The sequence below is a fragment of the Maribellus comscasis genome (assembly GCF_009762775.1).
GTDB lineage: Bacteria > Bacteroidota > Bacteroidia > Bacteroidales > Prolixibacteraceae > Draconibacterium > Draconibacterium comscasis.
On sequence record NZ_CP046401.1, the window covers coordinates 1549879 to 1565789 of the forward strand.

At 38.4% G+C, this 15911-nt stretch carries 12 protein-coding genes; 6 read left to right on the top strand and 6 right to left on the bottom strand.

Annotated elements, in window-relative coordinates:
- Positions 1-92 precede the first annotated feature (92 nt).
- A complete protein-coding gene (locus GM418_RS06490; protein WP_158864326.1) occupies positions 93-1079 on the top strand; it encodes a CehA/McbA family metallohydrolase in 987 nt (328 codons plus the stop codon).
- A gap of 73 nt (positions 1080-1152) precedes the next feature.
- On the opposite strand, the gene GM418_RS06495 is transcribed toward GM418_RS06490, so the two are convergent.
- The 6 genes from GM418_RS06495 to GM418_RS06520 all read right to left on the bottom strand — a co-directional run bounded on the left by GM418_RS06495 (position 1153) and on the right by GM418_RS06520 (position 10928).
- Positions 1153-2505: a sulfatase-like hydrolase/transferase gene (locus GM418_RS06495; RefSeq protein ID WP_217447719.1), complete on the bottom strand. Its 1353-nt coding sequence runs from the start codon at positions 2503-2505 to the stop codon at positions 1153-1155.
- A 45-nt stretch (positions 2506-2550) separates the two neighbouring features.
- Complete coding sequence (locus GM418_RS06500; protein WP_158864328.1) at positions 2551-3921, bottom strand: sulfatase family protein; 1371 nt, start codon at positions 3919-3921, stop codon at positions 2551-2553.
- A 74-nt stretch (positions 3922-3995) separates the two neighbouring features.
- Positions 3996-5756 carry a RagB/SusD family nutrient uptake outer membrane protein gene (locus tag GM418_RS06505; protein ID WP_158864330.1) on the bottom strand — a complete coding sequence of 587 codons (1761 nt, stop codon included), beginning with the start codon at positions 5754-5756 and terminating at the stop codon, positions 3996-3998.
- An 11-nt stretch (positions 5757-5767) separates the two neighbouring features.
- The gene (locus GM418_RS06510) at positions 5768-9130 is read right to left on the bottom strand and encodes a TonB-dependent receptor (RefSeq protein WP_158864333.1); all 3363 of its coding nucleotides are present in this window, start codon (positions 9128-9130) and stop codon (positions 5768-5770) included.
- A gap of 128 nt (positions 9131-9258) precedes the next feature.
- Complete coding sequence (locus tag GM418_RS06515; protein ID WP_158864335.1) at positions 9259-10248, bottom strand: FecR family protein; 990 nt, start codon at positions 10246-10248, stop codon at positions 9259-9261.
- Positions 10249-10391: 143 nt separating this feature from the next.
- Positions 10392-10928, bottom strand: coding sequence for an RNA polymerase sigma-70 factor (locus tag GM418_RS06520; RefSeq protein WP_158864337.1), 537 nt, complete (start codon positions 10926-10928; stop codon positions 10392-10394).
- A 229-nt stretch (positions 10929-11157) separates the two neighbouring features.
- Between GM418_RS06520 and GM418_RS06525 the strand changes: the two genes are divergently transcribed.
- The 5 genes from GM418_RS06525 (at position 11158) to GM418_RS06545 (ending at position 15892) form a co-directional block, all read left to right on the top strand.
- Positions 11158-12237 (top strand): serine hydrolase domain-containing protein, encoded by a 1080-nt coding sequence (locus GM418_RS06525; protein ID WP_158864339.1) that lies wholly within the window; start codon positions 11158-11160, stop codon positions 12235-12237.
- 455 nt (positions 12238-12692) lie between these two features.
- The gene (locus GM418_RS06530; RefSeq protein WP_158864341.1) at positions 12693-13247 is read left to right on the top strand and encodes a GNAT family N-acetyltransferase; all 555 of its coding nucleotides are present in this window, start codon (positions 12693-12695) and stop codon (positions 13245-13247) included.
- 22 nt (positions 13248-13269) lie between these two features.
- Positions 13270-13854, top strand: a complete 585-nt coding sequence (locus GM418_RS06535) for a GNAT family N-acetyltransferase (protein ID WP_158864343.1) — start codon at positions 13270-13272, stop codon at positions 13852-13854.
- A gap of 114 nt (positions 13855-13968) precedes the next feature.
- Entirely contained in the window at positions 13969-15042 is a 1074-nt protein-coding gene (gene rsgA / locus GM418_RS06540; protein WP_158864345.1) for a ribosome small subunit-dependent GTPase A, read from the top strand.
- 463 nt (positions 15043-15505) lie between these two features.
- Entirely contained in the window at positions 15506-15892 is a 387-nt protein-coding gene (locus GM418_RS06545; protein WP_158864347.1) for a DUF2255 family protein, read from the top strand.
- Positions 15893-15911 lie beyond the last annotated feature (19 nt).

Consider the following 15911-nt stretch of genomic DNA (forward strand, 5'->3'; position numbering starts at 1 on the left):
TCAAACTATTTTTCAATTGCGGCTATCTTTCTTTTTAAGAGGTTTTTTATTCGGCAAAAAACAGTAAGTCAATAATATAAAATAAATCAATAATGAAAAGACGTAATTTTTTTAAACTGACAGGCATCTCCGTCGTATCGACACTTGCATCAAAAGTTTTTGCATTTCAGGAAAAAGGAAATATCCAAAATAAAAAAACACTGACCAATCCTTTTGAAACGAAAGGGAAATGGTACAAAGCTGCCCTGCATGTTCATACCACCAGCAGCGACGGAGATGTGGATGTTACAACCCGTTTAAAACAATACAGAGAAAAAGGTTTTGACGTTGTCGCAGTTACTGACCACAGGACAACAAATGATTTATCAGGCTTTTCCGACAAAAAATTCCTGGCTTTGAGCAGCATCGAGTTTCATCCTCAAACTTATTCAGGAGCTCCTACCCACCATTTGCTGGGCTATGGATTACCACATCCTTACACTTACAATGGTGATTTATCGGCACAGGAAATGATAGACGATATAAAAAGTAAAGGCGCAAAAGTATTTTATGCGCATCCGTACTGGACCGGGCATACTTATATTGAAATGACCGAAGTATCAGGGTATCTGGGTTTAGAAGTGCATAACGAGGTGTGCCAGGATGCGGACAGTGGAAGCGGGCGTATGCATTGGGACCAAATGTTGAATAACGGACATGTATTATCAGGTTTGGCGAGCGATGACGTACACAAAAGTAGTGGGGTGGGCAAAGCATGGACGATGATAAAGGCAGATAAATTAGACGATAAAAGTATTCTTGAAGCACTGGAGCTTGGCTCTTTTTATGCTTCCAAAGGCCCTGAAATAAAAAATTACCAATTAAACAGCGAAGGGCTAATAAAGGTAGAATGTTCAGCTGTAAAAAAAATAGTATTTAGAACAAGCGGAGCCGGTAACGGAAGTGTTTTTAAGGCTGAAAACGGGAATGATCTCAGAAGCGCGGAATGGGATTTGAGCAAAAAGAACCCCAAATGGGTAAGATGCGAAGTGACAGATAAGGATGGCAACACTGCGTGGACAAATCCTATCTTTCTGTAAAATAAAATGGTTAGAGGTATTTGGGAAGGAAACAATTGGCACCTTCCCAAATACCTGTTAAAAATTCTTTTGTTTACTGATTATTCTCAACACTCCACTTTTTGTATTGCTCTTTTAGCTCCTTTACTTTTTCCGGAAATTGGTCAGCAACATTCTTTATTTCACCGGGATCGCTGTTTATATTTACCAGGAAAAGTGAGTCTTTGGGTAAAAAATTTACACCACTAATTGCCGGATTGCCCAGCAATTTCCAGTCGCCTTTTCTTGCTGCCCAGTGTTTTCCATTTTGCCAGCAGAATTCGTTGTGTAAGGTTTTATGGTTTTTATCGTTTAGAACAGGGACTAAACTTTTCCCGTCCAGTTCGCTTTTGTCTAAATCAATTCCGCAAAGTTCAGCAAGTGTGGGCATCCAGTCGGCATTTACTGCCACCTGATTTCGTACTTCATTGGCTTTTAATTTTGCCGGCCAGCTAATTGCCGCCGGAACACGGATTCCTCCTTCAAACAGGCTAAACTTTGAACCCCTCAGAACACCTGCATCTCCGCCCCCGTAATGCGCGCGTTCTTCAGTTGAGTATCCATTATCCGACTGAAAAACAACGATGGTATTTTCCCGCAATCCCAACTCATCGAGCTTTTGAAGCAGTGCTCCCACTTTTTCATCCATGGTGGAAATAAAAGCTGCATATAAATTGCGGGGATATTTTACCCCTTTTTCATTGTAGTAATTCAGCCATTCCGGCGAACCCTGGTAAGGATAGTGCGGAGTGTTCATGGCATAATACACAAAAAACGGACTTCCATGATTTTCTTCCAGAAATTCAGAAGCTTCTTTTACCATTAAATCCGGGAAATAATCACCGGGATAAAAAACTTCTTCTCCGTTGCGATATAAATCATGCCGGTTGGGGCCGTTCCAGTAAAAAAAGTGCGAATAGTTATCGATACAACCGACAAAATGGCCAAATGAATAATCAAAACCCTGCGCATTGGGTTGTTTGTCTTTAGCATGCCCCAAATGCCATTTTCCAATGTGCGCAGTTTTGTATCCGGCATCCTTAAACATTTCAGCAATCGTGTACTGGCTACCTGGCATTCCGGCTTCCAGGCTACGCGGACTCACATTTCCCGGCACGCCTGCACGCTGCGGTGTTTTCCCGGTAAGTAATCCGGCTCTTGAAGGAGAACAAATGGGAGCGCCGTAAAACTGAGTAAATTTAATGCCGCTTTTTACCAGCTTGTCCATGTTGGGTGTAACCAAATCGGTTGCACCAAAACAGTTTAAATCAATTGCGCCCTGGTCGTCGGTGTATATTAGGATAACGTTAGGTTTGGAACTCTTTTCAGTTTCCGCACAATGTAGTTGATTAGAAAGAAAAAATACGATAGCTATTATAGTCGACCTTAGATAAATTTGTCTCATCATTTTTATTTTTTGAGATTATTTGTTCGCCCGCTAAATTAGAATAATCTATGGTTTGAATTCAATATCATTGTTTTTAAATGGAAATTCTTTTTCTTTTGAATCGAGAACTTCTTCAAACTTTCTTTTTATATTTTTTTCATGATTCGTTGGTGAAACAATCGGATTTTTTTCATCCGGATCATTCATTGTATTGTAAAAATCACCGTTTTGATAAAGCTTATAGTATTCGTTCAAAACCCATCTGTTGCTTTTAAATTTTCCCCACCTCGGACTATAATGAATAAAAACTTCCTCTTTACTCGTCTTTCCATCTGTTTGGTTTAAGACGCTAAAAAAACTTTTCCCATCCGTGTAATATGATGCGGGATTAAGTTTTGTCACATCTGCAATTGTTGGAAGAATATCAGTAAAATCAACCAGACCGCTAAATACCCTTCCCTTTTTTATTTTTGCAGGCCAGGAAACCAACAAGGGAACATGATTACCAGTATTCAGAGATGATCCTTTTCCTCCTGTCACCTCCTTGTCAACGGTTTTTGTAATAATTGAGGGATGCGTACCATTGTCGCCGGTAAAAATAACAATCGTATTATTCGAGATACCGGAATCTTTCAACTTATCTTCAATTTTTGAAACGACCTTATCTACATAGCCGACCATATCATCAAAGTAGGCTGTACTCTTTTTATATCGGTCTCCAAACTCTTTCCATTCAGGAGAATCCGGTGTTGGTACAAATGGATCATGTACCAGTACCATTGGGTAATACACAAAAAACGGGCGATCCTTATTTTCATCAATAAAATCACAAATAAAGTCGCTAAAAATATCCGGCCCGTAAGCATCTTTTAATCCTTCTATTTCTTCTCCATTCCTTATAATCAAAGGATTGGCATATCGTTCTCCTTCTGCGCCGGTTTTGTTTAATTGCCAAAGACAATATTCATCAAAACCAAAGTGTTGCGGCCTTGACAAATCCTGGTTTCCCGGCAAATCATGATAAATTCCATTTAGTTGCCATTTCCCGGCAACGCAAGTTTTATATCCGGCATCTTTCAGATAATTCCCAAAGGTTTTCTGATCAGGGTTCAGATAACCAAAATATTCATAATTTCGATAATTATACTTTCCGGTCATTATTTTTACTCTTGAAGGAGTACACAAAGGTTGAGAAAAACAATTGGTAAAACGAATACCATTGTTTGCAATCCGATCCAATGTTGGAGTATTGTAACTTAAAGATCCATTGCAAGATAAACATTCGTATCCCATATCATCTGCCATAATAAGAATAATATTGGGAAGAGGATTTGATGCATCCTCTTTAATATCAACAATTTGCCCACTGCTTAATTTGCCCAATAAAATGAGAAGTCCTATTATTCCAATTCGAATTTTAAAATAGAAATTGCGCATAACACCTATAAATGATTCTGAGAATTGATGCAGATACTGCAAATTGCGGCACCTGCATCATTCTTTATTACGTACTAATATCCGGGATTTTGTTCCAAAACGGCTCCCGTATTCTTTTCAATTTCACTGTAAGGTATTGGCCATAAATTTTGATACTCTCCGTAAGTATTCCCAACAACCGGATTTGCCAATTTTGTTCGTTCAACCAATTTTCCTAAACGGGTTAACGTTAACAATCTGAATTCTTCAACATATAATTCTCTCATCCTTTCATCCAGGATATAGTCAATATCCACATCGGCAGAACTAACATCAGGCGCATTTGCCCTGCTTCTGACAACATTGATATCATCAGCGGCACTGCTTTTATCACCTTTCCCCAGGTATGCTTCCGCCCGTAATAGATAGGTTTCAGCCAATCTCATTTTATACTCGTTCCTGTATGTTTTTCCGGATGGTCCGGTGATAGAGGTTATTGAACCGGGTACAGTTTGATCCGCAATCCACAAATCATCCGGATGATCGCCCATAGAGGCAGCTTTTGCCGGTATGGGAAAGAAATTTCGCACTGTATCATTCCAGGTTTTCAAAGGTATTGGTACATTATCTGCCATCACCCATTGCCCGTTATATTCTGAAGCCGGATTATTCACTTTAACATCACGGATTATGTTATACGAGGCATTTCTTATATCTTCCTGGTAACCACTTTCATCCCAAATGGTATGGTAAAAGTATTCAGTAAGTCGGCATTTTCCTCCCGGACGCCCACCGTAATAAGTATTTGGAGTGGGAATTAGTTTTGCGTTAGTACCATCTGAGTTGGGAATTGTAACCTGCCAAATTCGTGGACAAAAATTGACTTCCAGCGGTACTCCCCCTGGTTCTCCACCATCAATATTATACTCATACGGCAAAACCCACAAGGCTTCCGTATTGCCTGAAGAACGGTTTTGATTCCCTTTTCGAAACAAGTCCCAATATACATCTCCGCCCGATGCCCATGGCATATCAGGGTTAAACGCATCGTTTACACGTGTACCAAACCGTCCTGTCATTAATGTTGTAGCCGGACTATCAATTACTTTACTTGCAGCTTCAATTGCCTTATCCCATTGTTTTAAAGAAATATATACTTCGGATAATACCTGCCAGGCAACCAAATCACTGATTCTGTAATCATCCACCGATTCAATGTCACTGAGATTTTCTGTGGCAAACAATAAATCAGTAACACTCTGCTGGTATACCTCATCTCTTGAAGCTCTTACATAATCCCTTTTGGGTTCCACAGTTTCCTGTAAAACAATCGGGACTCCTCCATATAAATCAGCCAGCATTTTGTGCATATAGCCCCGAAAGAAATAGGCTTCAGCCAGCACTTTATTTTTTTGTTCTTCAGTTAATTCATTTTCCTCTGATTGAGCCCTGCCAATAATAACGTTTGCATCATAAATGATCGCATAAGCAGGTCCCCATAAAGCATTATACACAAAATCACTATTGGGGTTAAGCAGGGAAGCAAAATCTGTATTAGCCCCGGCATCATGATTATAAAAGACGAGATCCGTAGCCTGCATCATTACCCTGGGAGCTACCAATGCATTTGTGCTACCATAAAATTCATTCCTGAATTTTGTATATAAACCAATAACGGCAGCATCATAATGTTCAAAAGTTACAAATGAATTTACAGGTGATAAAAAATCCAATGGTTTTTCTTCAAGAAAATCGTTTTCATTGCATGATATCAGGTTGAAAACAACAAGTAGCAATAAGAATTTTTTAACAGTATTCCGGTAATTTATGATTAATTCAAAATATTTATTTTTCATAACGTTCAATTTTAAAAGGTTAGTTCAATTCCAAATGAATAACTCCTTGTTACCGGTCTTCCCCCCATAGTGATACCTTCACCTGTTTCAGGGTCCCAACCTGGCCATTTTGTGATAGTAAAAAGATTTTTACCATTAAAATATAATTTCAAATTCTGGATCTCAATTCTCTTAAGAAATTCACTGTTGAAATTGTATGACAGCATTACATCCTGGAGGCGAACAAAGGTTCGGGGAATATATGGTGACGCCTGAAGACCGGAAGGCACACTTATCAATAGTTTTTGATACTTGGCATTGGGATTTTCGGGTAACCAGTAATCCAGTCCGCTTGGAAAAGTTCTGGTATATAAAATCTGCGAATTAACTGCATTAAAACCGGTCATATTATCAGCACCTAAATAATAACTATCATTCCCTACTATTGAATTGATAAAAAAAGTAAGTAACCAGTTTTTGTACTTTACTTTATTATTAATCCCCAATCGAAATAAAGGATCCGTTGTTCCAATAATTTTTCTGTCGTCGGGAGTTATGGTTTCGTCATCATCCTGATTTATTATTTTATAACTACCTAAGGTTGCAGTAGAAGGGATATCATCATCCATCTGCCATAAACTGCCATCTGTTTCATAAGTGTATATTGCATTTAATGACTCGCCAATAAATAATCCCTCTGAAACCAAATCATCTTCAACTCCATCGCCATTATCATCTCTCCCGAGTAATTCTTTAAGTTCATTTCGGTTCATAGAAAAGGTTACAGAGCTTTCCCAACGAAAATCCCGGGTGTTTGCATTAATGCTCGACAAAGAGAATTCAAATCCATGATTAGCCAGTTTTCCCAGATTATCAGGGAAAGTTTCATATCTCGAAATGCCGGGAATATCGACGTTATACAAAAGGTCTTCCGTATTGCTGCTATAATACTCAACTGCTCCAAAAAGTCTTTGATTCAAGATTGCAAAATCAATCCCAAAGTTTATACCTGTTGTCGTCTCCCATTTCAAGTTTTGACTGGCAAGTTTGGTTATAGACTGCTCATATAATGATGTACCATTCTCATCAAGATATCCAAATTCTCCTTCAACACGGGCTAAAGTCTGATAGCGACCAATCGTTCGGTTACCATTTGAGCCATACGAAATCCGAACTTTTAATAAATCTAACCAGGGCAATTCTTCTTTCAGGAAAGATTCTTCTGAAGCAACCCATGCAAATGACATCGACGGGAAAACACCAAATTTATTCGCAGTGCTAAATCCTGAAAATCCGTCTCTTCTAATGGTTCCTGTAAAAAGATATTTATTATCGTAACCATAAAAAACACGTCCCATTGAATAAACACTTTGTTCCTCCCAGGCTTGTGTTGTAACCGACTGCAATTCTGATGATCCTGACTGCAGACTATTGTACCCCAAAACATCGGTTATAAATGATTTGGCCGAGCCTTCTGTTGAAGAATATGCTCTTTTTTCATATCCCTGTACTAAGGTTATGTCAACTTTGTGCTTTCGGTTAAAAACATTTTTGTAGGAAAGAATATTGTCGTTGGCCCAGTTATTATATATTTCGTGAAGTTTACTGCCGGCGCCCTGAAAACTATTACCGTAAATTTTAAATATATAATAGTTCTCTATCCGATAGTTTCGATTATAATTGGTTTTAAACGATAAGCCCTTAATAAAAGGTAGTTTTATATCGGCATACACATTACCAAATAAGTTCATCCTTTTGTCAAAATCATCTGTATCTTTTAAATAAAGGGGATTTATATCCAATCCATTTGCATTTTCCACATACGAGCCATCTTCTTTAAATGCCGGCGAGTAGGGTGTTTGTTTAAAAATCTCTGAGGGGCTCAAATCGTATCCAGAGTAATCGCTGGCAGTCATAAACGACTGGATGCCAACATCAAGCCATGAAGTGACTGAATTATCAATATTTATTCTCGTATTCCATCTGCTATAGTTTTCATTTATCATGTATCCTGCTTCTTCGGAAAAACCTGCTGAGATAAAATATCCACTTCGGTTTGTTCTGTTCGATATTGAAAGATTGTAGCCTTGAGAAGCCATCCTGTCGTTCGTTAATAAATCTTTCCAATCGGTTGTTTGCCCATTGTTATAAGCATCAACCTGCTCGTTTGTTCTAAATTCCGAAGTGGGGTTATAATCCGGATTTGGTTCCAGATAACCAGATTCTTCTGTTCTGCTATTAAACAAATCTGCATTAGCCATCCTCGTCATAAACTCCTCAGGGCTTTCAAGTTTAAAGTCTTTTGCCGGTTCGTTAAATGAATAAAATGAGCTAAAATTAATTGTCGGCTTTCCTTCCGTATTCTCTCCGTCATTGGTGGTAATTATAACAACTCCGTTACTGGCCTGTGAGCCATATATAGCGGCAGAGCTTGCATCTTTTAAAACATCTACCGATTTAATATCATTGGGATTGATATCATTCAAACTTCCTCTGAAAATGACGCCATCTACAACAATTAAAGGAGTTCCCTGACCGGAGATTGAGGTTCTCCCCCTGATTGAGAAATCGGGTTCTTCACCCGCCTGATTCACCTGCCCGACATTTAACCCGGGCAGCGATCCCCGCAGTGACTGAAGCACTGAAATATTAGGCCGCTGTTTAATCGTTTCACTATTTGCTCTCATTACAGAGCCTGTTAGATCACTTTTTCGCATCGTACCGTAACCAACAGCCACAACTTCTTCAATACCGATAGCATCGGCTTCCATAACCAAGTCAATATTTGTTTGATCACCAATGGCAAGTTCCTGTGTTATCATGCCCACAAATGAAAACTGTATGGTTGCACCTGCCGGAACATTTATCAGATTATATTCTCCATCTGCATTTGTAACCGTTCCCTGGGTAGTACCTTTTACCACTACTGTTACTCCGGGGAGAGGTAAGCCAGAGGAATCGGTCACCTTCCCCGAAATCGTCTTCTGTTCAATAAATTCACTGTCAAGCCTGTTTTTATTCGATGCCTCTCCTCCCGATTTAATTAAGATCAGATTATTTTCGGTGATTGAATATTCTACCTCCCTTTTTTTGAATATCTCGTCCAGAATATGCTCAACACTTTCATTTTTAAACTGAACGTTAACTTTTGTATTTAAATCAACTTTTTCATTTTGGTAAATAAAACGGAATTCTGACATGGATTCAATCTTCTGAAGGACTTCCTTTATAGTAGTCTCCTGCATGCTTAATGACAGTTTTGTCGTCTGCGAATAGACGGAGGCAGACACATGCATTATTGAAATCAAGATTATTACAGTTGCTAGTTTCATTGCCAGTAAAATTTTTTTCAGAACCGGATCCAACCAGCTCCTGTTCTCATAATTTTTTTTCATAAGTTTGTAATACATTTAAATTTATAACTTTCTAATGTTGGTAGCATTAGAGTGAAAATTTGAATAACGGGGAATGTGCGACCATTTCCCGTTTTTTAATTTTTAACGGTTATTTATTCATAAGCACTTCACCTTTTTTCAGAGACCACAATATTTCTCCCTTCAATTTTATATTCTATTTCGCTAATTCCATCCAATGCCTCAAATACATCATAAATTGTTTTCTCCCAAAGAGTTCCAGTGTAATGAATCCTTTCAGCCATTTCTTTTTCTGTAAATTTTATCTCTACGTCATACCATCTTTCCAAAATCCTGCAAACTTCTGCCATTGACATGTTGTCCATGTACAGCTTTTTTTCCATCCAACTTAAATTATGAGATGGCGCTTCTTCCAAATAAGATAATTCTCCTGTTTTTTTTGAAAAAGAAGCAATTTCCCCTGGGGCCAAAATCAATTTTTCTCCTTTTGAATCCAACAATTCCACTTTCCCTTCTGTTAAAGTCGTTTTTATATTAGCGTCATCAGGATATGCTGACAGATTAAATTTTGTGCCCAGTACTTTAAGTGTTAATCCATTTTGCAATTGAACGACAAAAGGTTTTCTGTTTTTTTCAACTTCAAAATATCCTTCACCAGTAAACTGAACACTTCGAATCTTTTTATGTCTGTCATATCGGTAGGCTAATTCTGAACCGGCATTTAACTTCACGATAGTGCCATCAGGCAAAGTTGCTTCTGAACGACTACCCAACTCGGTTACCAGTTGTAAAGGTTCTTCAGCAACTCCGGCAACCCAGTAGAAATAGAAAGAGAAGCCAAACAAAATCAGGAAAAAAGCTGCAGCAGCAGATAACATAGAAATTTTATAACGTTCAGAAATTATTGACCGCTTTTTAATGCTTGAATCTACTTTTTCCCAGGCTTTAGAGGAGTTAAATTTATTTCTTTGGGCAAGCGCACTTACTCCATCCCAAATTCGGGTATATTCAGATAAATCCTGTTTGTTTTCAGCCGATGTTTCCGCCCATTTCTGAAGCACCGGATCGGTGATTTCAGCATCACTGTTATCTTGTAAATGCTCAACAATATTTTTTCCTATATTTTTTTCCTCATCCATCTATTCACCATTACATTAAAAACTTTGATTCTTATTTTTCAACAGCAAACACCTCCCGATTGTATCGTTTACTAAAACGACACATCAAACAGAAAAAGGTCCTATCCGGAATTTTATTTTTTCCTTACATTAAAAAAAATTTGTTAGCTGACACTTTTGATATCCATGCAGGACTTCAAATATTTGAGTGATTTCCAAACCTGATTTTTAATCGTTTTAACCGAAATATTTAATTTCCCGGCAATCTCTTTTTGTTTTAATCCCTCATAACGATGCAGTAGAAATACTTCTTTTGAACGTTCGGGCAATTGATTGATACACTCCTCCAATTTTTGAAGAAATTCTTCCTGTGTTGAATATTCTTCATCTGAAAAATCCATCAGCGACATTTTCTCCATGGCATTTTTACGGTTGGTTTCTGAACGCAAATAGTTAAATGCACCATGTTTTGCAGCTTTAAACAAATAACTCTCAATATTTTTATGAATGGTTATTTTTTTCCGATCGGTCCAAAACTTCACAAAAAGATTCTGAACAATGTCTTCAGCAGCTGATGAATCATCAATTATCGAACTGACATAAGAACACAACGATCTGTAATACTGAAAAAACAAACGATTAAAACTCTGATAATCTCCCTGTTTAATCCTTGAAACGAGTATTTTATTTGCGTCAGTCATTCGTTTATTGCAGTGCAATAATAATCAAAATAGGTAATGTTTCGAAAGTCGAACTTTCCTGAATTAATTTTATACTCTCAGTCAGGGGCTTTTTATTTTGTAGTATCTTTTACTATCTTTTGTAATTTTGAGATTGAACACCTTTATCTTGAACGCAAAAGCGATTGGCAACAGACTTTGACAAAGAATCGTTGGTAAATTGGTAAAAACCCAAAAAGTTAAACAAAAAATGAAATGGCACCTTAACATATCCTGCTTTTTTGCGCTACTGATATTCATAATTATAACCGGTTGCGGCAATCACTCTTCGCAGCAGCTTTCAAGGGCAGCTCCCGGGGAGAAGGGATTCTCTTCAGAGAAGCTGGATACATTGGCTGCTTTCCTCAAAAAAAGCGACGCCTCCTCCATGCTTCTTTTGGTTGATGGAGCTGTAATTTTTGAATGGGGAAACACGCGGAAAAAGCACCTCATCCATTCCATGCGCAAATGCCTGCTAAATTCACTTATCGGGATTGCTGTTTCCGACGGAAAAATTGACACCTCGCAAACATTGCGTGAGTTGGACATTCAGGATATCGGACCGCGATTATCGGAATACGAATTAAATGCCCGCGTGGCCGATTTACTAAAATCACGTTCGGGTGTGTACCACAATGCAGCAGCGGTGTCGCAGGGGATGTTAAAAGAGATGCCTGTCCGCGACAGTTATCCACCGGGAAAACATTATTATTACAACAACTGGGATTTTAACACCCTGGGTGCCATCCTCGAACAACAAACCGGAAAAAGCATTTACGAACTTTTTTACACCCAGATTGCCCAACCTCTGGGCATGCGCGACTATAAAGGCAAATACACCACCATCAACGGAGAATCAAAAGAGTTTGTTGCCATGCCCAAGACGGATGGATTTTACCAGTTTGAAAAAAGCAAATCAAAATATCCGGCTTACCATTTCAGAATGTCGAGCCGCGATTTAGCGCTTTACGGACAACTGTATTTAAACAACGGTAAATGGAACGGCAGGCAAATTATTCCAAAAACGTGGATTGAAGCCAGCACCCGCCCCTACTCCGTCTATAATAAAAAATGCCATCTGGCCTACGGGATGTTATGGAGAATCCGCCTCACCGAGGATAATAAGCTAAGAGCATTTTTTCACACCGGAGTTGGCATTCACATGTTGGCGGTTTATCCTGAAGAGAAAATGGTTTTGGTGCACCGTGTGGATACCGAAAATGAATATCATTATAACGGGAATAACATTTATCGAATGCTCGATTTGGTGTTTGATGCAAAGTTGAAATAACATTCATGGAACTTTACAACAAAAACAGCGAAAAATAGCAGGAACTGATGTGGTACTTATCCTTTCTCTGTTTTTGATTTTAAACCAATGTCAATATTTTTTTAGCTTTTTATTTTTTTATCAGCAAGAAAATGTACCTTTGCAGCGCATGAGAAAAAACGCAACACATTCTTCACGACTATTGAGGTCGGTTTAATAGACAGGTAGATCTATCGGGGAAGCCATAATACCTGTCGCACTTTTCATTTCGCGCAATTACAGTCTGTATAAAACAGGCAATAATTGATGCGTATATTTATTTCAAATCATTACATATTTTTTAACGAAGGGATTTAAAGCAGTAGATCTATTGCTAAATGCATTTTAATATCATTCCTGCAATCTATTTAGGAGAGCTTCTGCTTTTGATACCTTCAAATTTGCACGAAAGGTGCATAAAATAACAAATACAAAAAATGAAATTACGAGATATCCAAATCAGAGAAACCGACTCAAACGATTTCAATTCCATAATGACCGTTGAAGAACGCGCATTTGGGTATAACAAAGAAGCCCAACTTACCGCTGCTCTTTTACAGGATAAAACAGCGACTCCAATTCTGTCGTTGCTGGCATTTCATAAAAATAAACCAATTGGCCATGTTCTGTTTACCCGGGTTTATTTAAACCACAGAGAAACACAACCTTTGCTCCATATATTGGCTCCGCTGGCAGTAATTCCGGAATACCAGAAACAAGGAATTGGCGGCATACTGATTCAGGAAGGCCTGAAGAGGTTGAAGAAAATGGGGTCGGAAATGGTATTTGTTTTAGGACACATGGATTATTATCCGAAACATGGCTTTATTCCTGATGCAGCAAAACAGGGGTATTCAGCACCATATCCTATCCCTGAAGAATTTGCCAATGCCTGGATGGTTCAATCTCTAAGCTCTGAAAGATTTACATCAGAAAAAGGAAAAGTAATTTGTTCCGATGAGCTAAATAAACCGGAACATTGGCGCGAGTAATTAACGTATAAATTGAACAATCATGAATACAACAATAAAAAATACAGACAAAAACGAATATTTTCAAACCGAAAACATAACAAGGGAAGCATTCTGGAATTTGTATGCTCCGGGGTGTACGGAACATTTGGTGCTTCACCAGCTCCGGGAAAGCAACAGTTATATAAAAGAACTGGATTTTATTGCCGTAAGTAAAAATCAAATTATCGGACACATTCTTTCCACAAAAGCTTACGTAATCGACAATCAAAACCACAAACATGAGGTTTTATGCGTCGGACCTTTTTCGGTTCTACCTGAATTTCAAAGTCAGGGTATTGGAGGTCGATTAATAAACTTCTCCATTTTACGGGCCAGGGAAATGGAATTCAGCGGAATGATTTTGTTTGGAAATCCGGACTACTATCATCGTTTTGGATTTAGAAATGCACAGGAATTCAATATCACAACCAAAGATTTTCAAAATTTTGAACCTTTTATGGCTCTGGAACTCTGTAAAAAAGGATTGAGCAAAATAAGCGGCCGTTTTTTCGAAGACGAAGCTTTTTTTACAAAAGATGAAAATCTGATAAGTTTTGAAAAACAATTTCCTTCTGATAAGTTTTGAAAAACAATTTCCTTTTAAAGAAAAAGGAAAAGCAAAAGTGAATATCAATCATTAAAAAACAACACAGCGGAACAATAGAATTGTCTTTATCCGCTGTGTTAAAATAGAAACACCATGAATTTAAAAGAATTAGGATATACTACCCGATTGCAGGAATACAGAAGGGCAAACCAATTGGAAGATTTTCAATTGGGGCGCGTAATTGCAGAACATAAAGAGAGATACGTCGTGCAAACCTCCGAAAAGACATTCAATGCGGAGATAACAGGTAACCTGCGCTTCTCAGCACAAGGCCGTGAAGATTTCCCGGCAGTAGGCGACTGGGTTGCCTTACAAACTTACGACGCAGATGCAGCCATTATTCATAAGGTACTTCCGCGTTTTTCGATGCTCACGCGACAGGCAGTGGGCAAATACGGCGAAATACAAATTATTGCCGCCAACATCGATGTGGCTTTTATTGTACAGGCAATTGATCGCGACTTTAATCTCAACCGAATGGAACGTTACTTATCACTTTGTAATCATTCGGTTATCCAACCGGTCATTTTACTTTCAAAAACTGATTTGGCTGATAAGATGCAGCTGGAAGAAACCATCATTCAAATTCAAAAAAGGGTAAAAAACACTGCGGTTTTGCCGCTAAGTAGTGAAACGAAAGATGGCTATGAACAGTTAGAGCAATTTCTTGAACCATACAAGACCTACTGTTTTTTAGGTTCTTCGGGAGTTGGAAAATCAACCGTTGTCAATCATTTGGCCGGCAGCGAGGTTCTAAAAACAAGTGCCATCAGCTCTTCCACTCAAAAAGGACGGCACACTACCAGCCACCGGGAATTGATTGTTTTGCCCAACAAAAGTATTGTTATCGATACTCCGGGAATGCGAGAAATCGGGCTGACTGACAACGCTGACGGAATTGAATTAACTTATGATGAAATATCAGAGCTGGCCAAACAATGTCGTTTTAACGACTGCAGCCACACCTCTGAAAAAGGTTGTGCCGTTTTACGCGCGGTGGAAGATGAAATGATTTCGGAAGCGATGTTGGAAAATTATAAAAAACTGTTGCGCGAGCAGCTTCATTTTTCGAGTTCAGTAAAAGAAAAAAGACAAAAAAGCAAGGAGCGAGGTAAGATGATCAAAGCTATTCTGAATGAAAAAAAACGGGATAAATTTTACGACTAAGCCGGGAAACGCCTCTTTCGAAGAGTCTGTTCAAAGTCTGCGTTATGTAATTCCGAATTTGATTCAGCAGTGTCTGGTTAAAGGCAGGAGTAATGGGCTAAAGCCCTCTTTATTTATAATTTAAACTAACCCCGGCATTAATGCCGGGGTTACTATTGTCCCTGACAACTGGGCTTCAGCCCATAAATATAATCCGTACATGAGCCCTGGCTTTATTTCTTTTTCCTTCTGCTGAACAATTGTCTTTTTACCGGGCAAACCAAAGCTTGTTTCAGAATCATCAAAAACAGTAATTATCAGGCTACTTATATTCTGAGATGAATGCGAAATAACGACCTTTTGAAACTTTTGGGATGCAACTTCTTTTCTATTCGCGAAAAATTTTAACTGATATTTTTTACAAACAAAACCAAAGATAAGATGTTGTATTTTTGAGCAGGAAAATACTAGAATAAAGTTTTTAATGAGATTTCCACAGGATTTTTACCAACATTTGGAAAAGCACACCTTAACCGGAGTGAAAGGAGGAACCGAAAGAGAGACTTTTCTTTATATCTGGTTGGTTGCTGTTGACGGGCGGATTTTTGCGCGTTCCTGGAACAAAAGCAAACGAAGCTGGTTTACTGCTTTTCAGAAAACCGGAACAGGAGAAATAAAATACGGCGAAAAAATCATACGCGTCTCGGGGGAACAAATTTTTGCAGACGATGATCTCACTCGCCAAATAAACAAGGCTTACCTACAAAGATATTCTCAGCCGGAAAACATACGCTATGCCGAAGGAATTACACAACCTGAATATGAAAATTATACGATGGAATTCTTTTTTGAGAAAGAAATACAGTCATAATTTTTAACCATACAGGAAA

Bases quoted from the DNA above. Each gene is read 5' to 3' on its own strand.
- GM418_RS06500 (WP_158864328.1), bottom strand. From the start codon at position 3,921: ATGCGCAATTTCTATTTTAAAATTCGAATTGGAATAATAGGACTTCTC.
- GM418_RS06535 (WP_158864343.1), top strand. From the start codon at position 13,270: ATGAATACAACAATAAAAAATACAGACAAAAACGAATATTTTCAAACC.
- rsgA (WP_158864345.1), top strand. From the start codon at position 13,969: ATGAATTTAAAAGAATTAGGATATACTACCCGATTGCAGGAATACAGA.
- GM418_RS06490 (WP_158864326.1), top strand. From the start codon at position 93: ATGAAAAGACGTAATTTTTTTAAACTGACAGGCATCTCCGTCGTATCG.
- GM418_RS06495 (WP_217447719.1), bottom strand. From the start codon at position 2,505: ATGATGAGACAAATTTATCTAAGGTCGACTATAATAGCTATCGTATTT.
- GM418_RS06520 (WP_158864337.1), bottom strand. From the start codon at position 10,928: ATGACTGACGCAAATAAAATACTCGTTTCAAGGATTAAACAGGGAGAT.
- GM418_RS06530 (WP_158864341.1), top strand. From the start codon at position 12,693: ATGAAATTACGAGATATCCAAATCAGAGAAACCGACTCAAACGATTTC.
- GM418_RS06545 (WP_158864347.1), top strand. From the start codon at position 15,506: ATGAGATTTCCACAGGATTTTTACCAACATTTGGAAAAGCACACCTTA.
- GM418_RS06510 (WP_158864333.1), bottom strand. From the start codon at position 9,130: ATGAAAAAAAATTATGAGAACAGGAGCTGGTTGGATCCGGTTCTGAAA.
- GM418_RS06505 (WP_158864330.1), bottom strand. From the start codon at position 5,756: ATGAAAAATAAATATTTTGAATTAATCATAAATTACCGGAATACTGTT.
- GM418_RS06525 (WP_158864339.1), top strand. From the start codon at position 11,158: ATGAAATGGCACCTTAACATATCCTGCTTTTTTGCGCTACTGATATTC.
- GM418_RS06515 (WP_158864335.1), bottom strand. From the start codon at position 10,248: ATGGATGAGGAAAAAAATATAGGAAAAAATATTGTTGAGCATTTACAA.